20 protein-coding genes are annotated in these 25,429 nt (G+C 66.4%); 12 read left to right on the forward strand and 8 right to left on the reverse strand.

Annotation, left to right across the window (positions count from 1 at the left end; genetic code table 11):
* Positions 1–11 precede the first annotated feature (11 nt).
* Positions 12–398, reverse strand: a complete 387-nt coding sequence (locus KIH79_RS13180; RefSeq protein ID WP_219057990.1) for a DUF559 domain-containing protein — start codon at positions 396–398, stop codon at positions 12–14.
* A 51-nt stretch (positions 399–449) separates the two neighbouring features.
* Complete coding sequence (locus KIH79_RS02705) at positions 450–1,901, reverse strand: DUF2252 domain-containing protein (protein WP_219058075.1); 1,452 nt, start codon at positions 1,899–1,901, stop codon at positions 450–452.
* Positions 1,902–1,978: 77 nt separating this feature from the next.
* On the opposite strand from KIH79_RS02705, the gene glnA reads away from it, so the two are divergent.
* Complete coding sequence (gene glnA / locus KIH79_RS02710; RefSeq protein ID WP_219057991.1) at positions 1,979–3,316, forward strand: type I glutamate--ammonia ligase; 1,338 nt, start codon at positions 1,979–1,981, stop codon at positions 3,314–3,316.
* Between the two features lie 10 nt (positions 3,317–3,326).
* A complete protein-coding gene (locus tag KIH79_RS02715) occupies positions 3,327–4,535 on the forward strand; it encodes an MFS transporter (RefSeq protein ID WP_219057992.1) in 1,209 nt (402 codons plus the stop codon).
* Positions 4,536–4,611: 76 nt separating this feature from the next.
* On the opposite strand, the gene KIH79_RS02720 is transcribed toward KIH79_RS02715, so the two are convergent.
* From KIH79_RS02720 to KIH79_RS02730, 3 genes are all read right to left on the reverse strand, one after another.
* The gene (locus KIH79_RS02720; protein ID WP_420829346.1) at positions 4,612–5,472 is read right to left on the reverse strand and encodes a hemagglutinin; all 861 of its coding nucleotides are present in this window, start codon (positions 5,470–5,472) and stop codon (positions 4,612–4,614) included.
* 424 nt (positions 5,473–5,896) lie between these two features.
* Positions 5,897–10,024 carry a DUF3418 domain-containing protein gene (locus KIH79_RS02725; protein ID WP_219057994.1) on the reverse strand — a complete coding sequence of 1,376 codons (4,128 nt, stop codon included), beginning with the start codon at positions 10,022–10,024 and terminating at the stop codon, positions 5,897–5,899.
* 44 nt (positions 10,025–10,068) lie between these two features.
* Positions 10,069–10,728 (reverse strand): class I SAM-dependent methyltransferase, encoded by a 660-nt coding sequence (locus KIH79_RS02730; RefSeq protein ID WP_219057995.1) that lies wholly within the window; start codon positions 10,726–10,728, stop codon positions 10,069–10,071.
* 186 nt (positions 10,729–10,914) lie between these two features.
* Here KIH79_RS02730 and hflX point away from each other — a divergent pair, with 186 nt between their 5' ends.
* The 3 genes from hflX to KIH79_RS02745 all read left to right on the forward strand — a co-directional run bounded on the left by hflX (position 10,915) and on the right by KIH79_RS02745 (position 14,878).
* Positions 10,915–12,399, forward strand: coding sequence for a GTPase HflX (hflX, locus tag KIH79_RS02735; protein ID WP_338023111.1), 1,485 nt, complete (start codon positions 10,915–10,917; stop codon positions 12,397–12,399).
* 242 nt (positions 12,400–12,641) lie between these two features.
* Positions 12,642–13,604, forward strand: coding sequence for an L-lactate dehydrogenase (locus KIH79_RS02740; RefSeq protein ID WP_033495107.1), 963 nt, complete (start codon positions 12,642–12,644; stop codon positions 13,602–13,604).
* A 311-nt stretch (positions 13,605–13,915) separates the two neighbouring features.
* The gene (locus tag KIH79_RS02745; RefSeq protein ID WP_219057997.1) at positions 13,916–14,878 is read left to right on the forward strand and encodes a cation diffusion facilitator family transporter; all 963 of its coding nucleotides are present in this window, start codon (positions 13,916–13,918) and stop codon (positions 14,876–14,878) included.
* Positions 14,879–14,962: 84 nt separating this feature from the next.
* On the opposite strand, the gene lexA is transcribed toward KIH79_RS02745, so the two are convergent.
* A complete protein-coding gene (lexA, locus tag KIH79_RS02750; RefSeq protein ID WP_219057998.1) occupies positions 14,963–15,685 on the reverse strand; it encodes a transcriptional repressor LexA in 723 nt (240 codons plus the stop codon).
* A gap of 151 nt (positions 15,686–15,836) precedes the next feature.
* On the opposite strand from lexA, the gene KIH79_RS02755 reads away from it, so the two are divergent.
* A complete protein-coding gene (locus KIH79_RS02755; protein ID WP_236023553.1) occupies positions 15,837–16,163 on the forward strand; it encodes a LysM peptidoglycan-binding domain-containing protein in 327 nt (108 codons plus the stop codon).
* A 116-nt stretch (positions 16,164–16,279) separates the two neighbouring features.
* The gene (gene nrdR / locus KIH79_RS02760) at positions 16,280–16,744 is read left to right on the forward strand and encodes a transcriptional regulator NrdR (RefSeq protein ID WP_219058077.1); all 465 of its coding nucleotides are present in this window, start codon (positions 16,280–16,282) and stop codon (positions 16,742–16,744) included.
* A 90-nt stretch (positions 16,745–16,834) separates the two neighbouring features.
* Here the strand turns inward: nrdR and serA are convergent, their stop codons facing one another.
* Together serA and KIH79_RS02770 are read right to left on the reverse strand one after the other, a co-directional pair.
* Positions 16,835–18,034, reverse strand: coding sequence for a phosphoglycerate dehydrogenase (serA, locus tag KIH79_RS02765; RefSeq protein WP_219057999.1), 1,200 nt, complete (start codon positions 18,032–18,034; stop codon positions 16,835–16,837).
* A 10-nt stretch (positions 18,035–18,044) separates the two neighbouring features.
* Positions 18,045–20,324: a HelD family protein gene (locus KIH79_RS02770; protein WP_219058000.1), complete on the reverse strand. Its 2,280-nt coding sequence runs from the start codon at positions 20,322–20,324 to the stop codon at positions 18,045–18,047.
* Between the two features lie 287 nt (positions 20,325–20,611).
* Here KIH79_RS02770 and mraZ point away from each other — a divergent pair, with 287 nt between their 5' ends.
* The 5 genes from mraZ (at position 20,612) to KIH79_RS02795 (ending at position 25,414) form a co-directional block, all read left to right on the forward strand.
* The gene (gene mraZ / locus KIH79_RS02775; RefSeq protein WP_219058001.1) at positions 20,612–21,148 is read left to right on the forward strand and encodes a division/cell wall cluster transcriptional repressor MraZ; all 537 of its coding nucleotides are present in this window, start codon (positions 20,612–20,614) and stop codon (positions 21,146–21,148) included.
* Entirely contained in the window at positions 21,148–22,218 is a 1,071-nt protein-coding gene (gene rsmH, locus KIH79_RS02780) for a 16S rRNA (cytosine(1402)-N(4))-methyltransferase RsmH (RefSeq protein WP_219058002.1), read from the forward strand. Before mraZ ends, rsmH begins: the two co-directional genes overlap by 1 nt.
* Positions 22,218–22,670 carry a hypothetical protein gene (locus KIH79_RS02785; protein ID WP_219058003.1) on the forward strand — a complete coding sequence of 151 codons (453 nt, stop codon included), beginning with the start codon at positions 22,218–22,220 and terminating at the stop codon, positions 22,668–22,670. Before rsmH ends, KIH79_RS02785 begins: the two co-directional genes overlap by 1 nt.
* 101 nt (positions 22,671–22,771) lie before the next feature.
* Positions 22,772–24,475, forward strand: coding sequence for a peptidoglycan D,D-transpeptidase FtsI family protein (locus KIH79_RS02790; RefSeq protein WP_219058078.1), 1,704 nt, complete (start codon positions 22,772–22,774; stop codon positions 24,473–24,475).
* Between the two features lie 33 nt (positions 24,476–24,508).
* Positions 24,509–25,414, forward strand: coding sequence for a UDP-N-acetylmuramyl peptide synthase (locus KIH79_RS02795; RefSeq protein WP_219058004.1), 906 nt, complete (start codon positions 24,509–24,511; stop codon positions 25,412–25,414).
* The last annotated feature ends 15 nt before the right edge of the window (positions 25,415–25,429 follow it).

Consider the following 25,429-nt stretch of genomic DNA (forward strand, 5'->3'; position numbering starts at 1 on the left):
ACCCACAATCATTACGGGGCCAAGCAACAGCAAGGAAGGACCGCCCCGCGAGAAGCCGCCGCGACACCCCAAACCAAACCACACAACCCATACACACCAAAACACAAAAAGCCGTCAACCCTCGCGCGCACCGCGTCGAACCGGTGATCCACTCGATTATTCGCAAACCGCAGCACCAAAAGACCCTCCAGCTCCAACTCCCGGGTACATTCGGCATTTCTCACCTGTTGCTCCAAGGTGCAGCGGCCGCCGTCGAGTTCGACCACGAGTTTGGCTTTCGCACAGTAGAAATCAACAATGTACCTGCCGACCGGTGTCTGCCGTTGCCAGCGCAAGGAGTGGGTTCTGAGGAATCGGTACCAGAGTTTTCGGAATGATGACGAGGCCCGGTTGCTCACGTGAGCAACCGGGCCTCGTCATCATTCCGTCATGGCACGGGCCGTTTGCGATCAGGAGGCGCAGTGCAGTTCGCCGGAGTCGATGAGCTGCTTGAACAGCGCGTAGTCGGCGTCGTTCTGATCGGCGTAGGCGCTGGCGAACGAGGCGATCGCCTCGTCGAACGACTCGTCCTCGCCCACGTAGGACGCGATCGCGATGCGGTCGCCGGTGCGCGCGTGCGCGTGCGCGAGGCACCGCGCGCACATGCGGCCCAGGTCGGACAGCGCCATGTCGTTGAGATGGTCGATGTCGATCGAGCCCTTGCCGTTCCAGAACTGGCGCACGTAATAGTCGCGCGGGTGCCCGTCCTCGGCCATGAAGCTCGCCCAGCCGAGCAGCACGTCCGCGGTCGACTGGATCAGCTTCTGACCCTGCACCACGCGTTCGCCGTGCGTGGCGTACGGGGAACGCCCCACGAACCGCTCCAGCACGGACTCGTTCGCCTCCTTCATCTGCAGCATGAGCGGATCGTTGATGTCTCGGCCGGTCATGATCGACACCCACGCGCGCGTGCCCACCGAACCGACGCCCACCACCTTGCGGGCCGTGTCGTGATACGTGTAATGGCTGAGCACATGCCGGCGGTCCTCGTACAGCGAATGCCGGTAGCTGTTGAACAGGGTTTCCAGACGTCCCTGCAACGCCTCCAGATCGGCATAGTCGTGCAGCTCGTTGATCGGCGTGAGCTCCGGCGGCTTGGAACGGAAGCGCAGCTTGTCGCCGTCGCGGTACGTGAGCTTTGCGGCGGCGCGGTTGGAATCCTTGACGGCCGCCTTGTCGGCGGCATCGCGCAGCGTGCGGTTGCGCCGGCCGTTCATCGTGCGCTCGTAATGGTCGAGCGCGGCCTCCACGTCGATGTGGTCGTACCACACGTCCAGATAGTCCATCTGCGCGTACTGCATCAAATGGTCGCGGTACGAATGCACGCAGCGCTTGACCGCCGCACGCCGCTCCAGCTTGCGAATGCCGTTCGCACGCCCGCAGATCTCCACCGACACCGCCAGGCGCTTGATGTCCCACTCCCACGGGCCGGTCGTCGTCTCGTCGAAATCGTTGATGTCGAACACCAGGCGGTTCGACGGGGAACGGAACATGCCGAAATTGCCGATGTGCGCGTCGCCGACGGCCTGCACCGGAATGCCCGTGACCGGCGTGCGCGCCAGATCGTTCGCCATGATGAGCGCCGTGCCGCGGTAAAACGTGAACGGCGAGACGCTCATGCGCTGGTAGCGCAACGGGATCAGATCCTGCACGCGCACGCGCGACTGCTCCTCCAGCAGGCCGATCACGTCGCGGCGGCCCTCGCGCACCTGCCACAGCGCGTGGCTTTCCAGCGGCACGCGGAACCGGCGTTCGAGCCCGGCCTGCTCGCGTTCGGCCGGATTGTCGGCCTGACGCCACGACCGCATGTCGATGATGGGCCGGTCGGCGTTGGCCGAGGCCAGGATGTTGCTCTCATTCACGCTCATAATCCACTACCATACCGCGAACGGCTTGTGTTAACGAACGTCGTAACACGGCGATGGAACCATAGGGCGTTATGGATAAACAGCAGGAGTTTGCGCTGCGCACGGTCGAGGAACGCGACGTGCGCTTCATTCGGTTGTGGTTCACCGACGTTCTGGGCACGCTGAAATCCGTGGCCATCGCGCCGGCTGAACTCGAGGCCGCGTTCGAGGAGGGGCTCGGCTTCGACGGTTCGGCGATCGAAGGCATGACGCGCGTTTCGGAGGACGACATGATCGTCCAGCCCGACCCGTCGACCTTCCAGATCCTGCCGTGGCGCGGCGGTCCGCAGGGCACCGCGCGCATGTTCTGCGACATTCTCACCCCGGACGGCGAACCGTCGCTCGGCGACCCGCGCCATGTGCTCAAGCGCGCGCTCGCCAAGGCGAAGGAGAAGGGCTTCACGTTCTACGTGCACCCCGAAATTGAGTTCTACCTGTTCGAATCCCAGGACGACTGGTCCAAGGCCCCGACCCCGATCGACGAGGGCGGCTACTTCGACCACGTGCCGCGCAGCCCCGGCATGGACTTCCGCCGCGCCACCGTGAACATGCTTGAGCAGATGGGCATTTCGGTGGAGTACTCGCACCACGAGGCCGGCCCCGGCCAGAACGAGATCGATCTGCGCTACGCCGACGCGCTGACGACGGCGGACAACATCATGACCTTCCGCACGGTGGTCAAGGAGATTTCGCTGGAGCGCGGCATTCACGCCAGCTTCATGCCCAAGCCCCTCGCCGACGCGCCGGGTTCCGGCATGCACACCCACCTGAGCCTGTTCGAGGGCGACGCCAACGCCTTCTACGAGGCCGGGCAGGAGTTCAACATGTCGATGACGGCCCGCCAGTTCGCGGCCGGCATCCTCTACCACGCGGCCGAAATCTGCGCGGTCACCGACCAGTACGTCAACTCGTACAAGCGCCTGTGGGGCGGCAACGAGGCGCCGAGCTACATCTGCTGGGGCCACAACAACCGCTCCGCCTTGCTGCGCATCCCGCAGTACAAGCCCGGCAAGGGCAATTCCGCCCGCATGGAGTTCCGTGCGCTCGACCCGGTCGCGAACCCGTATCTCGCGTACTCGGTGCTGCTGGCCGCCGGCCTCGACGGCATCGACAAGCAGATGACGCTCGGCGAGCCGACCAGCGACGACGTGTGGGAGCTGACGGACGAGGAACGTCAGGCGATGGGCATCCAGCCGCTGCCGGAGTCCCTCGACGAGGCGCTCAAGATCATGGAGAAGTCCGACTTCGTGGCCGATGTGCTCGGCGAGCACGCCTTCGAGTACTTCATCCGCAACAAGCGGCAGGAGTGGGAGGCGTACCGCAGTCAGGTCACGCCGTACGAGCTCAAGACGTACCTGCCCAAGTTGTAGTATCGTCCTCATGACCTCAACCAAGAACGCGGGTGCCGTCGGCACCCGCTTTTTTACGCTTCCCGTGATCACGCTCGTCGCGATCAGCTTCATGCTGGGCATGAGCGAATTCATCGTCGTCGGCATCCTGCCCGACATCGCCAAGGGCCTGTCCGTGTCCGAAGTGACGGTCGGCAATCTCGTGTCGCTGTTCGCGTTCGTGTACGCGCCGGTCACGCCGCTCGGCTCCGCGCTGTCGGCGCGCTTCCCGCGCTTCGCCACGCACCTGACGCTCATGGGCGTCTTTCTCGCCGGCAACGTGCTGTGCGCGTTCGCGCCGAACTATGCCGTGCTCGTCGTCGCGCGCATCATGATCGCGCTCGTCTCCGGCACGCTGGTCGCGATCGCCATGACGTACGCGCCCGACGTGACGACCGACAAGTACCGCACCAAGTTCATCGCATGGGTGTTCTCCGGTTTTTCGATCGCGTCGGTCGTGGGCGTGCCGGTCGGCACGTGGATTGCGAACACGTTCGGCTGGCGCTGGTCGTTCCATCTCATCGACGCGCTCACCGTCGCGCTCATCGCGATGATGCTCGTCGTGCTGCCGCGCAACAGCCATCTCATGAAGGTCGGTTTCCTCCCGCAGTTCCGTCTGTTCTTCGACGCGCGCATCTGGCTCGGCGTGCTGGCCGTCGTCTTCGGCGCGGGCTCCAGCTACGTGTTCTACACGTATCTGACGCCGATCATGCGCGACGAAATCCACGTTCCGGAACAGTATCTGAGCATCGGCCTCGTCATGTACGGCGTCGCCTGCCTGTGGAGCAACCTGCACGCCGGCAAGCTCGCCGAACGCGGCAGGGGAGTGGAACCGCTCTACCACCTGCGCTGGGTGTTCCTCGCGCACGGCGTGCTCCTGTGCTCGCTCGCGCTGGCCCGCGTGATTCCGGTCTACGGCGCGATCCTGCTCATCGTGCTCGGCATGTTCATGTACCTGTTCAACGCGTCGTCGCAGGTGCTGTACATGGACGTGGCCGCCGAGGCGCACCCCGGTTCGATGAACCTCGCCGCCTCGCTCAACTCCATGTCGTTCAACATCGGCATCGCGATCGGCTCGGCCGTCGGCGGTCTCGTCAACGACCACCTCGGCCTGACGTGGCTCGGCCCGTTCGGCGCGGTCTTCTCGCTGTGCGCGATCGCGACCACGCTGGCGATGGGACGCTATCTCAAGAAGGACTGACCGAACGGTCCGGAGAAGGAACGGCTGGAACGACCAATCCGGAACGGGCCGGAACGGGCCGGAACCGTCTTTCGCGTCAGCGCATCGCGCCGAACCAGCTCTGGTAGATGATCGCGAAATTGCGGTTGCCGTAGCTCGAACACGTGTCGCCCTCGCCGGCCCCGGCCGCGAGCGCGGCGTCGTTCGGCTGGTACGGCGTGTAGATGTACAGCAACGCGGTCGCCTTGTTGCGGATATACACGTTCGTGCCGCCGCAGCTCGCGTTCGGATGGTACTGGATGTAGTTGAGCGCGTTCGCATGGTAGCCGTACCGGTCCTCGTGCGCGACGTAGTACCGGTAGCGCGCGGCCGAACCGTACACCTGATTGAAGAAGCCCGCGTACTTCGGGTCGCAGCTGTCGTCGTCCGGACAGCTCAAGCCCATCGCGGCCTTGTACTGGAACGCGGTCGGCTTGGCTGCGGTGACGAGCTGCTGCTCCTTCTGCAAGACGGTGAGCAGCACCTTGGGGCTGATGCCGCAGGCCTGCGCCGACTTGGCGATGATCGCGGCCGCGGTCTCCTTCTTCGCTCCCGTGTAGGCCGAGCAGTACTCGTCGTCCGGCTTGCCGGACGTGTCGAAGGTTTTGCTTTTGAGACACTGGTCGCCGGAGCAGCCGGTGCCGTGCTCGTCGAGGAACGACTGGATTTCGGCCTCGCTCATCGCGTTCGCGTTGAAGAACTGACCGTCGGAGATGATGTCGCCCGGGTCGAAGTCGTAGGTCTGCGTCAGCGCCAGCTGCCTCGCTTCGGCCGTGCGCACGGCGATGCGCCACTGGACGAAGCGCACGGAGAGCACGGACAGTGCGATGACGCAGATGGCGGCCGTCAGCGTCACGACTACGGTTTTGATGCGTTGCGCTGGCCTGAGCGTATGCCAGCGGCGCTTCCATCGCACGATGGGGGAGCGTTTGGAACGTTTGGACTGTCTGCGATAGCGGCTGTTGCCGGTCGCCTTGTCTGTTGTGCCTGCCTTTGTCTGTTGTGTCTGTGCTGTTTGTGCGGGCCGTGTTGATTGGGCTGCTGAATGTGGCCGACGGCTGCCGCCTCGCTTTGCGGACGTCTTGCCGGTGGCGTTTTTTCGGGATGTTCCGGTTTTCTTGGTTGCGTTGCTGCGATTCTTACCCGTTGTACTGCCGTCGTTGTTGCGCCGGTATGCGCTTTTGCCTGTCGTATCGTCGTGCGATGTGTGATCCGTATGCTTCTGCTGTGTCATCGCAGCGACATTGTAGTCGTCTCGGTTCGGCTGGCGGCGATACGCTCCAAGACAAGACGAAACCGTCACGTCGATGGTTCGACGTGACGGTTTCGTCTTCGGCAAGGCGCTAGGCGAGCGCCTTCTTGATGCGGTTGAGGCTCACCGGCTTGGCGGTGCCGAGCTCCTGCGCCCACAGGGACACGTAGAACTCCTCGAGCATCCAGCGCGCGGCGGTCGCCTTCTTGTCAAGCTCCTCGTGCCGTGGGCCGGCCGGCTCGGCCTTGGCGCGGGCCTTGGCCTTGTCGACCAGCTGCCTCGCCTCGTCGGCCTCCCACGCCCAGCGCACGTCGCGGTTCTTGTCCGCCTTCGCCTTGGCCAGACGCAGCATGTCCGCCTGCAGATAACGGGGAATGTTCGTCAGCGCGTCCGGGGGAGCGGCCCCGACGAAGCCGGGGAACACGAGCGTCGCGATGTGCTCGCGCACCGACTGCAGCACCGACAGCATCGGCAGATCGGCTTTGCCGGACACGGCCTTGTCGACCTCCGCGTAGCGTTTGAGAATCGCGATCACGTCGTGCGCCACCGCGTACACGGTATCCTCGAAGATTTCCGTGACGCCGAGCACCGCGTCGGCGAGCGCATCGTCGTTCGGCAGCGTGTCCACCTTCGGCAGCAGTCGCTTGACCGCAGCCAGCTGCAGGTCCTCCACCAGATCCTTGGTGGACCGGTACGGGGCCGAGGCGAGCATGAGCGCCTCCGTGCCGAGCCAGCGCGACGAGACGCGTTCGGACGGCAGCCGCAGCGCGTCGAGCGCGCCGTGCCAGAGCATATCGGCGCGCGATTCGGTGGTCGCGCCCGCTTTGTGCAGCAGGTTCGCCTGTTCGACGAGCTTGCCCTGATCGGCGGCGCGGTCGGCCTGCTTCTTGACCATCTGCCGCGCCGACGCCTCCGCTTCGGCCGCGAACCGGCGCTGCAGCTCGACCAGCGACTTGCCCGAGCCGAGCACCTTGACCGGGCCGCGCCCGCCGCGGCGCCCTCGCGCGTTCTTCGGCGCGGGCAGCTGCTGTTCGACCGCGAACGTCATGCGCAGATACGGCGACAGCTTCTCCCACAGATCGCCGGTGAGCACTTCGGGATGGATCTGCGCGCCGACAGTCGCGATCGCCGCCTGCGTGAACACGTGCGGCAGGTCGGGCCATGAGGCGGTTCCCGTCTCGTCCTCCGGCGGCAGGTTCGGCTTGCTGCGCTCGCCCGAACCGGGCAGGTCGGGATAATGCTCGTCGATCCACGCGCGGATCTTGCAGGCCGTGTCCGGCGCGGGCACGAACTGCACGCGCAGCGCCTTCGGCAGCGACTTGATAAGCCCCACGATCAGCTCGTCGAGCAGACCGGGCACGTTCCAGCTGAACTGCGCGGGCGTGAGCCGCGAGAGCGCCTTGAGCGGGATATGCACGGTCACGCCGTCGTGCGGATCGTGCGGATCATACACGTAGCTCAGGCGCAGGTCGATCGGCTGGCCGTCCGTGCCGAGCGTATGCCAGTGGTCGGGATAGTCGGCAAGGCTCACCGATTCGGCCGCGGCGAGACGCTCGACCTTGTCCGGGTCGAAGTCGAGCAGATGCGGATGCTCGTCATGCTCCTTCTTCCACCATTTCGCCAGATCCGCCACGCACGTCACGTCGTTCGGAATGACGGACTGGTAGAAGTCGAACAGGTCCTCGTCGCTCACCGTTTCGGCCAACTGGCGCGTGCGGCTCGCATCGTCGGCCGCCTCGTCGAGAATGTCGCGGTTGCGACCCACGAACTCGTCGTAGCTGAACCGCTGCTGGATATCGCCCTCGACCAGGCCCTGCCGCAGCAGGAAGTCGCGCGCCTCGAGCGGGTTGATGCGACCCCACTGCACGGTGCGGTCCTGCACGATCGGCAGGCCGTACAGCAGCACCTTCGCGCTCGCGACGGCGGAGCCGCGCGAACCCGACCAGTGCGGCTCCGCGTACGTGGTGCGCGTGAGCTGGCCGGCCAGCGGCTCCGCCCATGCCGGGTCGATCGCCGCCGAGTAGCGCGCCCAAAGCCTGCTCGTCTCCACGAGTTCCGTGCTCATCACCCACGCGGGCGTGCTCTTGGCCACGCTCGAGGCCGGGAACAGGGCGAAATGCGTGCCGCGCGCGCCCTGATAGTCGTTCTTCGCCATCTTCTGCGCGCGCTTGATCGCCTTCGCGCGCGCCGCGCCCTTGAGCCCGGTGAAATCCGACGCCTTCGGCTCGCGGATGATCTGCATGCCCATCATCGAGAGCAGGCCGGCGAGCATCGACGTGTGGATGCCGCGGTCGTCCCACGAGCAGCGCAGCGAGCCGGCCGCCTGCTGGTTGATCGGCAGCTGGCGGATCTCCAGACCCGGCCTTGACGCGGGCTGCGGCGAGCCGACGGTGAATTTCAGCTCATGGCACATGTCGGTGAGCTGGTTGACCAGATCCTTCCACTGGCGCACGCGCATCCAGCTGAAATACTCGGTTTTGCAGATGCGGCGCAGCGCCGAATTGCTCGGCTCGCCGTCCGCCTGGAAAATGCGGTCCCAAATGTTCAGGGCGGTCAGATAGTCGCTGGTCGGATCGGCGTAGCGGTTGTGGATGCGATCGGCCTCGTCGCGCGCCTCGTCCGGGCGTTCGCGCGGGTCCTGCAGGCTTAAAAACGCCACGATCACGAGCACCGCGGCCAGCGTGTCCGGCGTGGTCGACTTCGCGGCCTCGATCACCATGCGTCCCAGACGTACGTCGATCGGGATGCGCGCCAGCTGGCGGCCAACGTGCGTGAGCACCACCTCGCCGCGCTTGCGGGCCACGGCCTTGAGCTCGGTCAGCTCGTTGAAGCCGTCGGAGACGGCCTTCATGTCCGGCGGGTCGATGAAGCCGAAGTTCGTCACGTCCTCCGCCGTGCGCGCGACGCCCACCGACAGCATGTGCAGCACGACCGCGCCCAGCGACGTGCGTAGGATTTCCGGTTCGGTGAAGCGCGGCCGCGTCTCGTAGTCCTCGCGCGAATACAGGCGGATCGCGATGCCGTCGGCGATGCGGCCGCATCGACCGGACCGCTGGTCGGCGCTCGCCTGCGAGATCGGCTCGATCGGAAGCCGCTGCACCTTCGCGGTCTTCGAATAGCGGCTGATGCGCGCGGTGCCCGGGTCGACCACGTAGCGGATGCCCGGCACCGTCAGCGACGTCTCGGCCACGTTCGTGGCGATCACGATGCGCTGATGGACATGCGGCTCGAACACGCGATGCTGGTCCTTGGCCGAGAGCCTCGCGAACAGCGGCATGATCTCGATCGCGTCCGGCCGGCGCATGTCGTCGGCGCGCGGGCCGTAATGGCGGCGCAGCGCGTTCTCGAACTCGTGGATGTCGCGTTCGCCCGACGCGAACACAAGGATGTCGCGGGCGCCGCGCTCGTGGCTCGAATGGATGACCAGCTCGGCGCAGGCGCGCGCCACGGCCGTCGGCATGTCCATGTCGGTGTCGCGGTCGGCGCCGCGTCCGCCGCCGTTGCCGTTGCGTTCGGCCGCGGACGGTGCGGCGGAGAGCTCCGCATACGCCTCCTCGCCGGGCATCGCGCCGGTTTCGAAGCCGGGCACGTTGCGCATGAGCGCCGGTGCGGTGCCGAGCGGCTCGTACACGATCTGTACGGGGAACGTGCGGCCCGACACCTCGATCACCGGCACCTTCTCGTGCAGCGCGTGCTCGAAATGCTCCTTGAACTTCACCGAATCGATCGTCGCCGACGTGATCACGAGCTTCAGATCGCGCCGCTGCGGCAGGAGCGCCGTCAGATAGCCGAGCAGAAAGTCGATGTTGAGGCTGCGCTCGTGCGCCTCGTCGATGACGATCGTGTCGTACTGGTTCAATTTCGGATCACGCTGGATCTGCGCGAGCAGGATGCCGTCGGTGACGACGCGCAGGCGCGTCTTCGGCGAGCTCTCGTCCGTGAACCGCACCTGATAGCCGACCTCGTCGCCCAATCGCACGCCCATTTCCGCGGCGATGCGTTCGGCGACCGTGCGCGCGGCCAGACGACGCGGCTGCGTGTGCACGATCTGCCGCCCGTGGGATCCGCGGCCCAGTTCCAGCAGGATCTTCGGCAGCTGCGTGGTCTTGCCCGAACCGGTCTGGCCGGACACGATCACGACCTGACTGTGACGGACGGCCTCGGCGATCTCGTCGCGTGCGGCCGACACCGGCAGTTCGGACGGATATTCGAATTTCATATGTTCCTGACTACTGAATGTCTCGTTGTGTCCTGTTGCTTGCGTTACTCGTTGCCGCGCGCCACCTCGATGATGCGGTACCCCTTGGCCGAATGGTACTTGGACACCGCAAAACCGTCGCCCAGCTCGCCGGCCAGCCACGGAATCAGCGAATCCGCGCCAAGGTTCTTCTGCACCACCAGATACGCGACGCCGCCGTTGGGCTTCAGCCGCGGCAGCCACGTCATGAGCAGCGTGTGCAGCGCGTCCTTGCCGATGCGGATCGGCGGATTCGACCAGATCACGTCGAAGGCCAGATCGTCCGGCATCGCCTCGCACACGGCCGGCGACTGCTCGGCCAGAGGCGCGCCCGATTCGTCGGTGCGCGTCACATGCACGTTCGCGCGGTCGTTGCGCTTCGCGTTCGCGGCCGTCAGCTCCAGCGCGCGCTCGTTCACGTCCACCGCCCACACGTCGGCGTCCGGCGCGGCGAACGCCAGGGACAGCGCCACCGGACCCCAGCCGCAGCCCAGATCGAGGAAAGTTCCCGACGACGGCGGTTCGGGCACCTCGCGCAGCAGCACCGACGTGCCCAGATCAAGCCGGGAGCCGGAAAACACGCCGTTCGACGTTTCGACCGGCACCTCGCGCCCCTGCAGCGTCACGTTCAGCGTGCGGCGCACGTCCTTCGAAGTGGGTTCGGCGGAAAAATACTGCTCGGCCATGCCTCTCCTTGCCTGCGCGCGCCGCGCGCCGACCGGCCCAATCCGGCGGCGAAGCCCGGCGCGAACTCCATGTCGTCCAAAACGATGATAATAAAGACCACCATAGTTCAATCGTGAGTCAAGAGAACCAGTCGAGAGGTGCCATTGAGCGAGCAAAGCCAGCAGTCCGCCAACGAGAAGACCGTCGTGAACCAGCCCGTCGTCGAGGACGGGCCCGCGCTGACCGGCGTGCTGGCCGACCAGTCGGACGTGCTGCTCGACGACCACGACCGCGGCGTCGCCTCCTTCGAGCAGACCAACGAGGAATGGGAGGAACGCGAGTCCCGCAACCAGCTCAAGCACGTCGCCGGCCTCGGCGAATTGCAGGACGTCACCGAAGTCGAATACCGCAAGGTGCGCCTCGAACGCGTCGTGCTCGTCGGCGTCTGGTCGTCGGCCGTGACCACCGCGGCCGCCGCCGAGGAATCCCTGCGCGAATTGGCCGCGCTCGCCGAAACCGCGGGCGCGGTCGTGTGCGACGGCCTGCTGCAGCATCGTTACCGTCCGGACGCGGCCACGTACGTCGGCTCCGGCAAGGCGAAGGAGATCGCCGACATCGTCGCGCGCGAGGAAGCCGACACGATCATCGTCGACGACGATCTGCCGCCGAGCCAGCGACGTGCGCTCGAGGACGCGACCAAGGTCAAGGTCGTCGACCGCACGGCCGTGATCCTCGACATCTTCGCCCAGCATGCGACGTCGCGCGAAGGCAAGGCGCAGGTGGAGCTCGCCCAGCTCGAATACATGCTGCCGCGACTGCGCGGCTGGGGCGGTTCGCTGTCACGGCAGGCCGGCGGCCGCGCGGCCGGCGCGGACGCGGGCATCGGCTCGCGAGGCCCGGGCGAAACGAAAATCGAAATGGACCGCCGCGTCATCCGCACGCGCATCGCGCGTCTGCGCAAGCAGATCCGCGACATGGCCCCGGCGCGCGAGGTCAAGCGCGGCTCCCGCCGGCGCTACGGGCTGCCGACCGTCGCCGTCGTCGGCTACACGAATGCCGGCAAGTCGTCCCTGACCAACCGGCTGACCGGTTCCGCCGAACTGGTCGAAAACGCGCTGTTCGCCACGCTGGACACGGCCGTGCGCCGCGCGCGTGCCAAGGACGGGCGTCTCTACGCGTACGTCGACACGGTCGGCTTCGTGCGCCGACTGCCCACACAGCTCATCGAGGCGTTCAAATCCACGCTGGAGGAGGTCGCCGAATCGGATCTCATCGTGCACGTGGTCGACGGCTCGCACCCCGACCCGTTCTCGCAGATCGACGCGGTCAACGACGTGCTCGCCGACATCGACGGCGCGGCCGACATTCCGCGCATCCTCGTGTTCAACAAGGCCGACCGCATGGACGAGGCGGCGCGCGAACGCATCCTCGCGCTCGAACCCGACGCGCACGTCGTCTCCGCGTTCAGCGGGGAGGGCATCGACGCGCTGCGCGACAAGGTCGAGTCCATGCTGCCCGTGCCCAACGTGCACGTGCAGGCGCTGCTGCCGTATTCCGCCGGGGCGCTGCTGTCGAAGATCCGCGAATACGGTCACGTGATCAACGTCGAATACCGCGACGACGGCATGATGGTCGAGGCCGAGGTCGGCAGCCGACTCGCCGCGCAGGTGGTCGATCAGGCCATCGACTGAGCGTTCGGGATGTGTCCGGGAGTGTCGCCGCGGCGTGCCGGATGCGGTCGGCCGGCGGCTGCCGGCATATCGACTCGGGTTATGGCTGGCCATCGGCGATGCCGATAGCCGTTGTGAGCAAGATCACAAAATACGGCGACAGCGTGATTTTAGAAACGTCACCGTGTGTGGATAAAGTGAATGTGTTGTTTGGAGAATAAGCCGACACAATCGGCAGATTTTTAAGAGAGGTCGCTAACAACATGGCTGAATCACTCATCAAGCCCACCAAGCTCGCCGTCGTCGGAGCGGGCGCCGTCGGCTCCACGCTCGCCTTCGCCGCCGCCAACCGCGGTGTGGCCCGCGAGATCGTCCTCGAGGACATCGCCAAGGAGCGCGTCGAGGCTGAGGTGCTCGACATGCAGCACGGCTCCAGCTTCTACCCGACCGTCTCCATCGACGGCTCCGATGATCCGGAGATCTGCCGCGACGCCGACATGATCGTCATCACCGCCGGCCCGCGCCAGAAGCCCGGCCAGTCCCGTCTTGAGCTCGTCGGCGCGACCGTCAAGATCCTCGAGGCCATCATGCCGAACCTCGTCAAGGTCGCCCCGAACGCCATCTACATGCTCATCACCAACCCGGTCGACATCGCCACGCACGTCGCCCAGAAGATCACCGGCCTGCCGCAGAACCAGATCTTCGGCTCCGGCACCAACCTCGACTCCGCCCGCCTGCGCTTCCTGATCGCGCAGCAGACCGGCGTCAACGTCAAGAACGTCCACGCCTACATCGCCGGCGAGCACGGCGACTCCGAAGTCCCGCTGTGGGCCTCCGCCACCATCGGCGGCGTCCCGATGTGCGACTGGACCCCGCTGCCGGGCCACGAGCCGCTCGACGCCGAGAAGCGCGAGGCCATCCACCAGGAAGTCAAGAACGCCGCCTACAAGATCATCAACGGCAAGGGCGCGACCAACTACGCCATCGGCATGTCCGGCGTCGACATCATCGAGGCCGTCCTGCACGACACCAACCGCATCCTGCCGGTGTCCTCCATGCTCAAGGACTTCCACGGCATCTCCGACGTGTGCATGTCCGTGCCGACCCTCCTCAACCGTCAGGGCGTCAACACCGCCATCAACACCCCGGTCTCCGACAAGGAGCTCGCGGCCCTCAAGCGCTCCGCGGAGACGCTGAAGGAAACCGCCGCCCAGTTCGGCTTCTGACGAATATCCGACTGACGGAGCGCCTTCCGCGTTGCTCCTCGGTCGCGGTACTGAGTACCGCTTCCCTCGGTGCGCCTTGAAGTCGCACGCGTCAGTCGAATATTCGTTCCGATGTGGCGCCTACAATGCGCCTGACCGAATAATTGCATGGAAACCCCGGCCTTGTGCCGGGGTTTCCTGCGTTGTAGGGCAAATGAGAATGGTTGTGAGAAGCGGTCTCATCTGATCGCCGCCGAAGACGACGCCCCATGCGGCGTCAGGTGGACGGTCGGATCGACGCGCGGGCGACACGAGCGAAAGGACGGGCGATTATGGCACATGACCATCATCACGGGTTAGGGGCTGACGTGGCGAACGGAGTGTCCGGCGAGGACGCGTCGCGCGCGCATCAGCGGCGGCTGACCATGACGCTGGCGCTGACGGGCACCGTGTTCGCGGCCGAAGTCGCCGGAGCGATCATCACCGGATCATTGGCGCTGCTCGTGGACGCCGGCCACATGCTCACGGACATGTCCGTGCTGATCGCCTCCACGGTGACGGCGATGCTCATGCGCCGCAAGCCGAGCAGCATCCGCACGTGGGGCTGGGCGCGGCTCGAGGTGCTCACGGCGGCATGCGGGGCGGTCGTGCTGCTCGTCGTCGGCGTATACGCGCTTGCGGAGGCGGGCATGCGCCTGTTCGCAGGTCGCGCCGAAGGCGTACGGGACATTGGACTGCTGCTGTTCTTCGGCATCCTCGGCTTGGCCGCGAATGTGGGCTCGATCGCCATCCTCGCCGTGCAGCGGGCCGACAACATGAACATGAAGGCCGCGTTCCTTGAAGTCATGAACGATGCGCTCGGTTCGGTGGCCGTGGTGATCTCGGCGGTGGTGATGATGACGACCGGCTGGGACGGCTTCGATGCCGTGGCCGGCGGTCTGATCGCGCTGATGATGATTCCCCGGGCCATTCTGCTGCTGCGCAATGCGGTGCGCGTGCTGCTCGAGGAAACCCCCGAAGGACTGGACCTTGACGCGGTGCGCCGGCATATGGAGCACATCCCGCGTGTGGTGGCCGTGCACGACCTGCACGCCAGCACCGTGTCCACCGGCATGCCGATCCTCATGGCGCATGTGGTGGTGGAACGCGGCACCACCATGGAGCAGGCCACGGATGTCCTGCGCCAGTTGCAGGACTGTCTGCGCGAGCATTTCCCCGTCTCGGTGCCGCACACCACCTTCCAAATCGAACCGGAGGGGTACAGCACGCCCAGCGCCGAGCAGCTCCACCGATAACCGGCATCGAGGCAAAGCCGCAGGCGCAGGTTATCGGCGATGCGCGGCCGGCGTCCCCGGCTCCGGTCGTCCGGGAGCGTGGCGCTACAGTTTGCGCAGTACGGTGACCACCCGGCCCATGATCTGCGCGTGGGTGCCGTCGATGGGGGAGTAGGCCGGATTGTGCGGGATGAGCCACACATGGCCGTTGTCGTTGCGGAAGGTCTTCACCGTTGCCTCGTCGCCCAGCAACGCGGCCACGATGTCGCCGTTTTCGGCGGACTGCTGTTCGCGCACCACCACGAAGTCGCCGTCGCAGATGGCGGCGTCCACCATCGAATCGCCATGCACCTCGAGCATGAACAGGTTGCCGGTGCCCGTCAGGCGTTCCGGAAGCCGCATCACATCGTCCACATGCTGCTCGGCGGTGATCGGCACGCCGGCGGCGATGCGTCCCACCAGCGGCACGTCGCGGGACTGGAGGATGGAGACGCTCGCGCCTCCGGCCTCCTGTACGCTCGGGAACGGCAGCACCGTCGCCGAGCCGTCCGCGGCCGACGGGACGGTCGGCGAGGGGGAATCCGCCACCAGCTCGATGGCCCGCCCCTTGTTCGCGTTCATGCGGATGAATCCCTTCTCCTCCAGCACCTGCAGCTGGTGCTTGACCGAGGAGGGGCTTTTGAGGCCCGCGGCCTCGCCGATCTCGCGGAAGGACGGGACGAATCCCTTGTCAGCGACATGGGTGCGGATCGCGTCCAGCACCTTGCGCTGGCGGTCGGTAAGGGCCTGTTCCTGCGGCCGCTTGGGGGTAAAGGGAATGGTGCTCACGGTCGGCTCCTTTCGTATTGGTCTCAGCATACCGTGAACTTCACATGAAATCAAACATCTGTTCGACGTGTCGCGTTGCGTTTTTCGAACAGTTGTGCCACAATCGGAACAACTGTTCGATAGAACGACTGTTCGAAAGGATGTGACCGCTATGCATGCCATCGCAGGAACCGCCCGTGCGACCAAGACGGCCGGCACCCCCTCCAAACTGCTGCGCGCCGTGGCGACGTTCGGCCTCGCCGCGATGATGACCGCGGCCGTGCTGCTGTCCGTGGCTCCTTGGAACGCCGGGCCGTCGTCGGCATCCGAAGTGGTCAGCTACACGGTACGCCCGGGGGACACGCTGTGGTTGTATGCCGAGCGCATCACGCCGGAGGGCGGGGACGTCGCGGAGAACGTCGACCTGATCATGCGGCTGAACCATATGGACAGCGCGCGTCTGGAGCCCGGGCAGCGGATACGGGTGCCCAAGGAATGACGAGCCGCGGCGTTTCCATGCACGACAACTTCGCCGCACCCGCAATCGGGGGCTCGCAGCGCCGCGAAACCCCGTGCGTGAATGTTTTTCGCATGTTTCACGCTATTGTGGGGAACATGCATTGTCCTTTTTGTCAGCAACCGGATACCAAAGTCGTTGATACCCGCATCAGTGATGACGGGCATTCGATCCGCCGGCGGCGCGAATGCCTGAAATGCCACAGGCGCTTCACCACGGTGGAAAGCACCATGCTGCTGGTGACGAAACGGTCGGGCAACATGGAGCCGTTCGACCGCAACAAGGTGATCTCCGGCGTGCGCAAGGCCTGTCAGGGGCGCCCCATCAACGAGGACGACCTCAAGACGCTCGGCCAGCGCGTGGAGGAGGATCTGCGCTCGCGCGGCCTCGCCGAAGTGCGTTCCGAAGACGTGGGCAAGGCCATCCTCGCCCCGCTCAAGGAGCTTGACGAGGTGGCCTACCTGCGGTTCGCCAGCGTGTACCAGAATTTCAACGGCCTCGAGGACTTCCAACACGCCATCGACGAACTCAGGGACGAAAAAGCCGCGGCCGCGGCCGAATAATGCGGCAATGACTGCCGGGGGCTGCCGGGACCGCGGCGATTGCGGACCGTGGTCCGGTACGGGTGCCGGGACCACGGTGGGCGTGCCAGGTCAGCTGATGACCCGCATGCGGATCGTGCCCTCGATGTTGCGCAGCGCCTCGAGCGCCTCGCGGCTCGGGGACTGGGAGACGTCGGTCACCACATAACCGAGCTCGCCCTCGGTGCCGAGCGCCTGCGCGGCGATGTTGATGTTCTCCTCGCCGAGAACGCGGTTCACGCGGGCGAGCACGCCCGGCAGGTTCGCGTGCAGGTGCGCGATGCGCGCGGTGCCCGGCAGCGAGTTGAGCGTGATCTGCGGCATGTTCACCGACAACATCGTGGAACCCTTGAACCAGTAGTCCTCCAGACGCTGGGCGACGAAGTGGCCGATGGCCTCCTGCGCCTCGAGGGTGGAGCCGCCGATGTGCGGGGTGAGGATCACGTTGTCCTCCTCGGCCAGCGGCGTGGAGAACGGGTCGCCGGTTTTCTTCGGCTCGACGGGGAACACGTCCACGGCGGCGCCGGACAGGTGGCCGGAATCCAGATGCTGCTTGAGCGCGTCCAGATCGGTCACGAAGCCGCGCGACAGGTTGATGAAGATCGCTCCCTGCTTCATGTGCGCGAACTGGTCCTCGCCGAAGAACCCGGTGTTCGACTTGCGGCCGTCGACGTGCAGCGTGACCGCGTCCGACTGCTCGAGCAGCTCGTCGAGCGTCTCGCAGCGCTGGGCGTTGCCCATGGCCAGCTTCTCCTCGATGTCGTAGAACACCACGCGCATGCCGAGCGCCTCGGCGAGCACGGACAGCTGCGAGCCGATGTTGCCGTAGCCGATGATGCCGAGCGTCTTGCCGCGCACTTCGTGCGAACCGGTGGCCGTCTTGTCCCACGTGCCGTGGCGCATGTGGTGCGTGTGCGCGGGAATGCGGCGCAGCAGGCAGATGATGTCGCAGATCACCAGCTCCACCACGGAGCGGGTGTTCGAATACGGCGCGTTGAAGACGGCGATGCCTTTCTTGCCGGCGTAGGGCAGGTCCACCTGGTTGGTGCCGATGCAGAAGCAGCCGACGGCCGTCAGGTTCGGGCGCGCGTCGATCACCTTGCGGGTCACGCTGGTCTTGGAGCGGACGCCGAGCAGGTCGACGCCGTCGAGCGCCTCGATCAGCTCGTCCTCGCCCAGCGCGCCCTTGAGCGTCTCGACCTCGAAGCCGTGGTCGCGCAGCGATTTCGCGGCGAACGGATGAATGTTTTCCAGTAACAGTGCTTTGGGCATATTCCCCACCTTAGATGGTCAGATCGTTTTCGTCACCAGCGGTCCGCACTATAAGCAGACGCTGGGTGGGACGGGTCATCGCCACGTACAGGTCCGAGGCGGCGACCAGACGGGAGGGGGCCTCCTGCTCGATCGCGCCAGGTTCCACCACGACGACCGCGTCGTATTCGAGTCCCTTGACCTCCTGCGTGTCGCAGACGGTCACCTGTTCGTCCCACGCGCTCTGCTCCGCAAGGCGCGTGAACTCGGCCGCGTCCAGCGCGTCGCGCAATGCCGCGCGAATGCGGGCGCGCACGTCGCCGCGCAGCGAATCGGGGGCGATCACCGCCACCCGGCCGGTGCCGTCACGGCCGACGAACTCGCGGGTCAGCTCCACGGTGCGGGCCGCCACGTCGTCGATCAGCGCCACGCGGTCCTGAACCACCGTGCGGCGCACCGAATCGGGAATCCTGCGCACGGCCTTGACCGTGGAGATGTACAGGCCCTCGCGCTCGGCGAATTCCGAGGCCAGATCCGACACTTCCTGAGGGTTGCGGTAGTCGATGGTCAGCTCGTTGAGATCCCATCGTCCTTCGCCGAACACGCGGTTCATCGTGCGGGGCCATGCGCGCGTGCCTCCGAGCGCGGAGGTCTGCGCCACGTCGCCCACGATCGTGAACGAGCGCGAAGGGCAGCGGCGCACCAGCATCCGCCAGTCCATCGCGGTGAGCTCCTGCGCCTCGTCCACGACGATGTGCCCGTACGTCCATTCGCGGTCGTTCGCCGCGCGCTGCGCCGTCAGCTCCACGTCGCCGCCGTTGATGTTGTCCACCAGCATCTGCGCGGTGACGATGCCCGAACCGATGCCGGCCTGCGCGAGCGTGTCCCGGGCGAACTGCTCCTCCTCGGCGCGCGCCGCGTCCTTGTCGCTCGAGCGGTTCGCGGCTTTCGGATCGGGGCCGAGCAGCTCCATCGCCTCGTCGAGCAGCGGCACGTCCGAACGGGTCATCGGGGAGCCCTTCGGCCTGCCGAGCGCGGCGGCCTGCTCTTCGGTCAGCCACGGAGCGAGCCGGCGCAGGCGTTCGGGATGCGCCCACAGCTGGTCGACGAGCCACGTGGCCGTCATGGGCAGCCATGCGAGATTGAGCGTCTTGCGCACCTTGTCGTTCATGCGCAGCAGCGACGTGACGCGCGACATTTCGGATTCGTCCGGCGTGTAGTCCAGCTGCTCGGCGTAGCGGGCGCGCAGCGACGACAGCATGCTCTTGACGAACGTTTCCCGGGCCTTGTTGTGGGGCTGGTGCGTGCGGCGCGCGTCGGCCTGCGCCTGTTCGATGTCCACCGCCTTCATCGGCACGGGGAACCCGTTGACGTTGACGGTGGGCAGATCGGCGGGCACGCGCACGCGCGCGGCGATCGCGTCGGCGACGAGCCGGGCCATGCGCCGGTCGCCCTTGAGCTGGGCCGCGAACGGCTCGTCCACGGCCGTCACGGACAGGCCGGGCAGCAGGTCGGCGATGGTGCGGCTGACCACGCCGGTTTCGCCCAGCGAGGGCAGCACCTGATCGATGTAGCGCAGGAACGTCGGGCTCGGACCGACCACCAGCACGCCGGAACGCTCGAGCATGCGCCGGTGCGTGTAGAGCAGGTATGCGGCGCGGTGCAGCGCCACGGCCGTCTTGCCGGTGCCCGGTCCGCCCTGCACGACGACCGCGCGGTTGAGGTCGGAGCGGATGATGCGGTCCTGCTCGGCCTGAATGGTGGCGACGATGTCGGTCATCTTGCCGGTGCGGCGTGAACTGAGCGAGGCGAGCAGCGCGCCCTCGCCGGTGAGCGTGCCTGACGCGGCTGCGTCGTCGACCTGGCTCGAATCGACGTCGAGCACCTCGTCCTCGATGCCGACCACTTCACGGAAACGCAGGGTCAGGTGGCGGCGCATCACGATGTCGCCGTGGTGGGAGGGCGTCGCCTCGTAGAACGGGCGGGCGGCCTCCGCGCGCCAATCGGTGAGAATCGGCTCGTGGCTCTCGTTGGACAGGCCGATGCGCCCGATGTAGCGTCGGTTGCCGTCCACGTCGTCCAAGCGGCCGAAGACGAGGCGATCCTCCACGGCGCGCATTTGGGCCAGACGGTCCTCGTACATGGTGGCAAAGGAGTCGCGCTCGGTGCGCTGGGTGGGCGAGCCGTGCGATCCCGCGGCCCTCACCGTGTCAAGACGCGCCTTGACCTGCGCGCGAAGCGCATCGAGACGCCCGTAGGCGCGATCGACGGCGCGCTGCTCCTCTTGGATCTGCGACGAGTAACCCGACATGACCCTCCGTTCAGTATGTCAATGTGCGTGTGCCGAAAAACTCAGGCATTCCAATTTACTCCGAACCCCATACCGCAAAGGGGATCACGCGCGGCGCCGACGTGAACTTCAGATGAACGTGCCGCCCCGCTGGCCCGTCGTCGTCCGCCGATGCGGAGCAAGGGTGAAGGATCGGCCAAAAAGGCGCGGAAAATGTAGAGAAGTGGGTTTTCATGGTGAACGGTGGGGTAGAGTGGTGAATCAGTTGTGGCCGGAGGCATCGCATGACCGCAAAAGGAGGTGGGTGCATGGACGATCAGCTTGCCGCGGACGTTCAGGCCCCCTCCACGGAACCACAGAACGGTCAACCGCAGGCCGTACGGGGGACGGCCGCGCCCTCGATGCCCCCGCTGCTGCTGGGTACCTACACTCCGAAGATCGACGCGAAAGGACGGTTGGCGTTGCCCGCGAAACTGCGCAACCAGCTCGGCCCCGGCCTCATCATGGCCAGGGGGCAGGAGCGTTGCGTGTATCTGCTGCCGCAGCACGAGTTCCGTCGCATCGCGATGCAGATCCAGCGCACGTCGATGGGGGACAAGACGGCGCGCGACTACCTGCGCGTGTTCCTGTCCGGCGCGGTCGACCAGGAGCCCGACAAGCAGGGGCGCATTCTGGTGCCGCAGATGCTGCGCGACTACGCGAACCTCGGCACGGATGTGGTGGTGATCGGCGTGGGCACCCGCGCGGAGATTTGGAACAGCAAGGCTTGGGAGGAATATCTGGCTGCCCAGGAGCAGGGATATGCCGACATGGCCGACGACGTACTACCGGCGGTGGGATTCTGATGACCGATATCGCAACCATTCACCGGCCCGTGCTGCTTGAGCAGTGCGTGGCCCTCGTCTCGCCCGCGCTCGCGGAGCCCGGCTCCGTGGCGGTGGACTGCACGCTTGGACTGGCGGGGCACGCCACCAATTTCCTCAAGGCCGCGCCCCGGGCGCGGTTGATCGGCATCGACCGCGACACCGAGGCGCTGGGTCTGGCGACCGAGCGCATGGAGCGCGAGGGGCTGGCGGACCGGTTCACGCCTGTGCACGCCGCCTTCGACGAATTCTCCGCCGTGCTGGCCGACCAGCGCGTGGACAAGGTGCAGGCCGTGTTCATGGATCTCGGCCTGTCCAGCCTGCAGATCGACGAAACCGATCGCGGCTTCTCGTATTCCCATGACGCGCCGCTGGACATGCGCATGGACGTGACTCAGCCGCTGACCGCCGAGCGCGTGCTGGCGACTTACGACGCTGAGTCGCTCGCCCGCATCTTCAGGGACTACGGCGAGGAGCGCTTCGCGCGGCAGATCGCACGCGAGATCGTCGCGCGCCGCGCCCACGAGCCGCTGACCACTTCCGCGCAGCTCAACCGTCTGGTCGACGAGGTCGTCCCGCAGGCTCATCGTCCGGCGGGCAATCCGGCCAAGCGCGTGTTCCAGGCGCTGCGCATCGAGGTCAACGGCGAACTGGACAAGCTCGCGCGCACCCTGCCGCAGATCGCCGCGCATCTGGCCGTCGGCGGCCGGCTGGTCGTCGAGTCCTACCATTCGCTTGAGGACAAGACGGTCAAGTCGTTCATGAATCAGGGCCTCAAGGTGGACGCTCCGGCGGGCCTGCCGATGATTCCCCCCGAAGCCCAGCCGTTCTTCCGCGAACTCACCCGGGGCGCGGTGAAGGCCGACGAGGCCGAAATCGCGGACAATCCGCGTTCGGCCTCGGTGCGGCTGCGCGCCGTCGAACTGACCCGCCCGATCCCCGAGGCGCGCATGAGGCAACTCGAACCGAACACGAACCGCCGTCGCGGCGCGGCAAACCGCCGCCGCGGCGGATATCAGGGCCAGCAGGGCCGACAGGGAAGGAATCGCTGATGGCAAGCCGTGGACGAACCGTACGCTCCAATGCGGTACCGGAGAGCCGGCGTCCCCGATCCGCGGAACCTTCCACGCGCCCGAGCCTGCACGTGGTCGAGGGCGGCGCCAAGCCGGCCGGCCAGAACGGCGGGCTGGCCCGTCTGATCGTGTGGACGCGTTCGCGCAGCACGTCGCTGTTCCACATCGCGGCATCGGCGATCTTCCTCGCGGCAACGCTGATCGGCGCGCTGCTCCTGCGCACGCAGATGGTGGAGAATTCGTTCGAGGCTGCCGAAGTGCAGGCCAACATCACCACGCTCACGCAGGACGTGGAGGAGGAGCAGGCCAAGCTCGACGAACTGCAGACCTCGTTGCCGCAGCGGGCCGAGAAGATGGGCATGACATTGCAAAAAGGCTCGCTGACCATTGATCTGAGCGGATACAAGAACGGCAAGGACGGCAAGCGGTGAGCAACGGCATTCGCAGAACCGACAAGGCGCGCGCGTTCGCCGTGCGCTGCATCGCCGTCGCGTTGGTGCTGGCCTTCGTCGCCTCCGCCTGCGTGGCGAAGATGGCGTTCGTCCAGCTGCTCGGACGCAGCACCGCGATCGCGGCCGAACAGGAACGCACCAGCCGGATCACGCTCAACGCGAAGCGCGGCCGCATTCTCGACGTCAACGGCACCGTGCTCGCGCAGAGCCTCGAACGGTACAACATCGTGGCCGACCCGATGCTGGCCAACGAGTTCAAGCCGATCGCCTGCACGAAACGCACCGAAAGCTACTGCCACCAGATCGACGGCAAGTCGCTCGACGTCACCGGCGCGGCAGCCGTCGCGCGGCTGCTCGCCAGCGTGCTCAAAGGCACGAACGCGATGGAGCTCGGCGCCAAGATGAGCGACTCGAATCGGCGCTACGTGGTGCTCGCCAAGGACGTGACGCCCGAGGTCAAACGCAAGATCACCGCGCTCAATCTCGGCGGCATCGTCTACGGCGAGCTGACCAACGAGCGCGTCTATTCGGGCGGCACGCTGCTCGGCCCGATTCTCGGCGGCATCGACGACGAAGGCAAGGGCGTCGCCGGCCTCGAGGCGTCGCTCGACGACGTGCTCAACGGCACCGACGGCTATCAGGTCTACCAGCGCGGCAACAACGTCGGCGCGCAGATCCCCGGCACGCTCACCGAGTCGAAGGACGCGGTCAATGGCTCCGACGTGACGCTCACCACCGACGGCGACGTGGACTGGTACGTCAAGAAGGCGCTGCTCGACGGCATCAAGAAGTACAACGCGAGCTGGGCGCTCGGCGTGGTCTACGACCTGAAGACCGGCGGCATCCTCGCGCTCGAGGACACCGACCAGTACGAGGCCGGCTCCGACGCGGCCAAGCTCAACACGTCGCGCGTGGTCAGCTCCACCTTCGAGCCCGGCTCGATCGGCAAGGTGTTCTCCATGGCCGGCGAACTGCAGGAGGGCCTGCACAAGGCCACGGACCGGTTCACCGTGCCCGACACGATCACCACGTCCGACGGCCAGACCTACAAGGACGCCGAAACGCACGGCGGCGAACGCTGGACGTACGCGGGCATCCTCAAGAACTCGTCGAACGTGGGCATGATCATGGCCGCCACGAACTACAGCGACGAGAAGCGGTACGAATACCTGAGGAAGTTCGGCGTCGGCACCGCGAGCGGGCTCGACCTCGCCGGCGAATCGGACGGCATGCTCGCCAACTGGCAGGACTGGGACCTGCGCACGCGCAACACGGTGCTGTTCGGCCAGGGCTACACGATGAGCGCGCTGCAGATCACGCGCGCGATCGCCACCATCGCCAACGGCGGCGTCATGCCGTCGCTCAAGCTCGTCCAGTCCGTCACCGACGCGCAGGGTCACGTCACCGAAACCAAGACGGGCGCCTCGACCCGCGTGGTCGACGAAGACGTGGCCAAGCAGGTGCTCAACGCGATGGAATCCGTCTCCGACCTGTACAGCAACATGGTCTCCGTGCCCGGCTACCGCATCGCGGCGAAGTCCGGCACCGCCGAGGTCGCCGGCGACGACGGCACGCTCTCGTCGATCATCTCCGACTGGTCGGGCATCATCCCGGCCGACAATCCGCGCTTCGTGATCACCGTGGTGATGAAGGACGCCAAGGTCGGCTCGTTCGGCGGCCTGACGGCCGGCCCGGTCTTCGCCGACATCGGTGAATTCCTTATGCAGAAATACAACGTGCCGACTTCGTCCAAGCGCACCGATGCTATCCCGGTGGAATGGTGAGCGAAGCGTGGAAGGGAAAGGACAGGTGACGACATGAGCTCGGTGAGCGAGGCCGTGGCGCGGCGCATGACGCTGGGATACATGACGGACCATTACGGCTGCGAACTGGAACCGCCGTTCGCCGCGAACGTCACCGTCACGTCGCTGGCGGACGACGTGGATTCCGTGTCTCCCGGGGCGCTGTTCGTACCGCGCGGGGACGCGGAGGGCGATCCCGCGAACATGATGGTGCAGGCGCTGGAGCGCGGCGCGTACGCGGCGCTCGTGCCGACCTCGATGCGCGACGCGCTCGCCGGATGCGAGCTGCCGCTGCTGTTCGGCGACCTGACCGACGCGCAGCTGGGCGAGCTGGCCACGGAGATGTCGGGGGCGCCCGCGAGCATGCTGGCCGTGTTCGCCGTGGCGGGGCCCGCCGGAGGCGACGTGGCGGCCAACGTGCGCCAGCTGTCGCGTCTGTTGCACATGCTGGGCAATCCAGTCAGCGTGATCGGCTCGTTCGGCTCGCAGTCGCTGGAGCGCCAGCTGCAGCTCGACTATCCACTCGGCATCTTCGACGTGCAGCGCACGCTCGGCGTGTGCCAGGAGGACGGCGCGGCGGCGGTGATCGTCGCGCTCGACGACGGGACGTTCCGCGACGGCGCGCTCGGCGGAGTCAACATCGACGTGCTCGGCGTCGACGGCATGGACAGCGATCCGCGCAAGGGCGCGATCGCGCGCGCCGATCAGACGAAGTACGGCTTCGTGATGGACGACCAGACGCATCTGATCGGCCGGACCGGCGAGTCGGACCAGATCGCCATGCAGTTCTCGCCGCTGGCCGATGCGGACATGGCCGACGTCAAGCGCTCGTCGCTGGCGATCGCGATGGTGATGGCGGCCGGCGTGCGCAAGAACAACATCAGGAACGCGCTGCGGGTCAACCACGACCTGAGCCGGTAGCGGGCGGCCCCGCAC

This window comes from Bifidobacterium miconis (assembly GCF_019331735.1).
In the GTDB taxonomy this organism is placed as follows: Bacteria; Actinomycetota; Actinomycetes; order Actinomycetales; family Bifidobacteriaceae; genus Bifidobacterium; species Bifidobacterium miconis.

Bases quoted from the DNA above. Each gene is read 5' to 3' on its own strand.
- glnA (WP_219057991.1), top strand. From the start codon at position 1,979: ATGGATAAACAGCAGGAGTTTGCGCTGCGCACGGTCGAGGAACGCGAC.
- KIH79_RS02715 (WP_219057992.1), top strand. From the start codon at position 3,327: ATGACCTCAACCAAGAACGCGGGTGCCGTCGGCACCCGCTTTTTTACG.
- KIH79_RS02725 (WP_219057994.1), bottom strand. From the start codon at position 10,024: ATGAAATTCGAATATCCGTCCGAACTGCCGGTGTCGGCCGCACGCGAC.
- KIH79_RS02730 (WP_219057995.1), bottom strand. From the start codon at position 10,728: ATGGCCGAGCAGTATTTTTCCGCCGAACCCACTTCGAAGGACGTGCGC.
- KIH79_RS02740 (WP_033495107.1), top strand. From the start codon at position 12,642: ATGGCTGAATCACTCATCAAGCCCACCAAGCTCGCCGTCGTCGGAGCG.
- KIH79_RS02745 (WP_219057997.1), top strand. From the start codon at position 13,916: ATGGCACATGACCATCATCACGGGTTAGGGGCTGACGTGGCGAACGGA.
- KIH79_RS02755 (WP_236023553.1), top strand. From the start codon at position 15,837: ATGCATGCCATCGCAGGAACCGCCCGTGCGACCAAGACGGCCGGCACC.
- nrdR (WP_219058077.1), top strand. From the start codon at position 16,280: ATGCATTGTCCTTTTTGTCAGCAACCGGATACCAAAGTCGTTGATACC.
- serA (WP_219057999.1), bottom strand. From the start codon at position 18,034: ATGCCCAAAGCACTGTTACTGGAAAACATTCATCCGTTCGCCGCGAAA.
- KIH79_RS02770 (WP_219058000.1), bottom strand. From the start codon at position 20,324: ATGTCGGGTTACTCGTCGCAGATCCAAGAGGAGCAGCGCGCCGTCGAT.
- mraZ (WP_219058001.1), top strand. From the start codon at position 20,612: ATGGACGATCAGCTTGCCGCGGACGTTCAGGCCCCCTCCACGGAACCA.
- rsmH (WP_219058002.1), top strand. From the start codon at position 21,148: ATGACCGATATCGCAACCATTCACCGGCCCGTGCTGCTTGAGCAGTGC.
- KIH79_RS02785 (WP_219058003.1), top strand. From the start codon at position 22,218: ATGGCAAGCCGTGGACGAACCGTACGCTCCAATGCGGTACCGGAGAGC.
- KIH79_RS02790 (WP_219058078.1), top strand. From the start codon at position 22,772: ATGGCGTTCGTCCAGCTGCTCGGACGCAGCACCGCGATCGCGGCCGAA.
- KIH79_RS02795 (WP_219058004.1), top strand. From the start codon at position 24,509: ATGAGCTCGGTGAGCGAGGCCGTGGCGCGGCGCATGACGCTGGGATAC.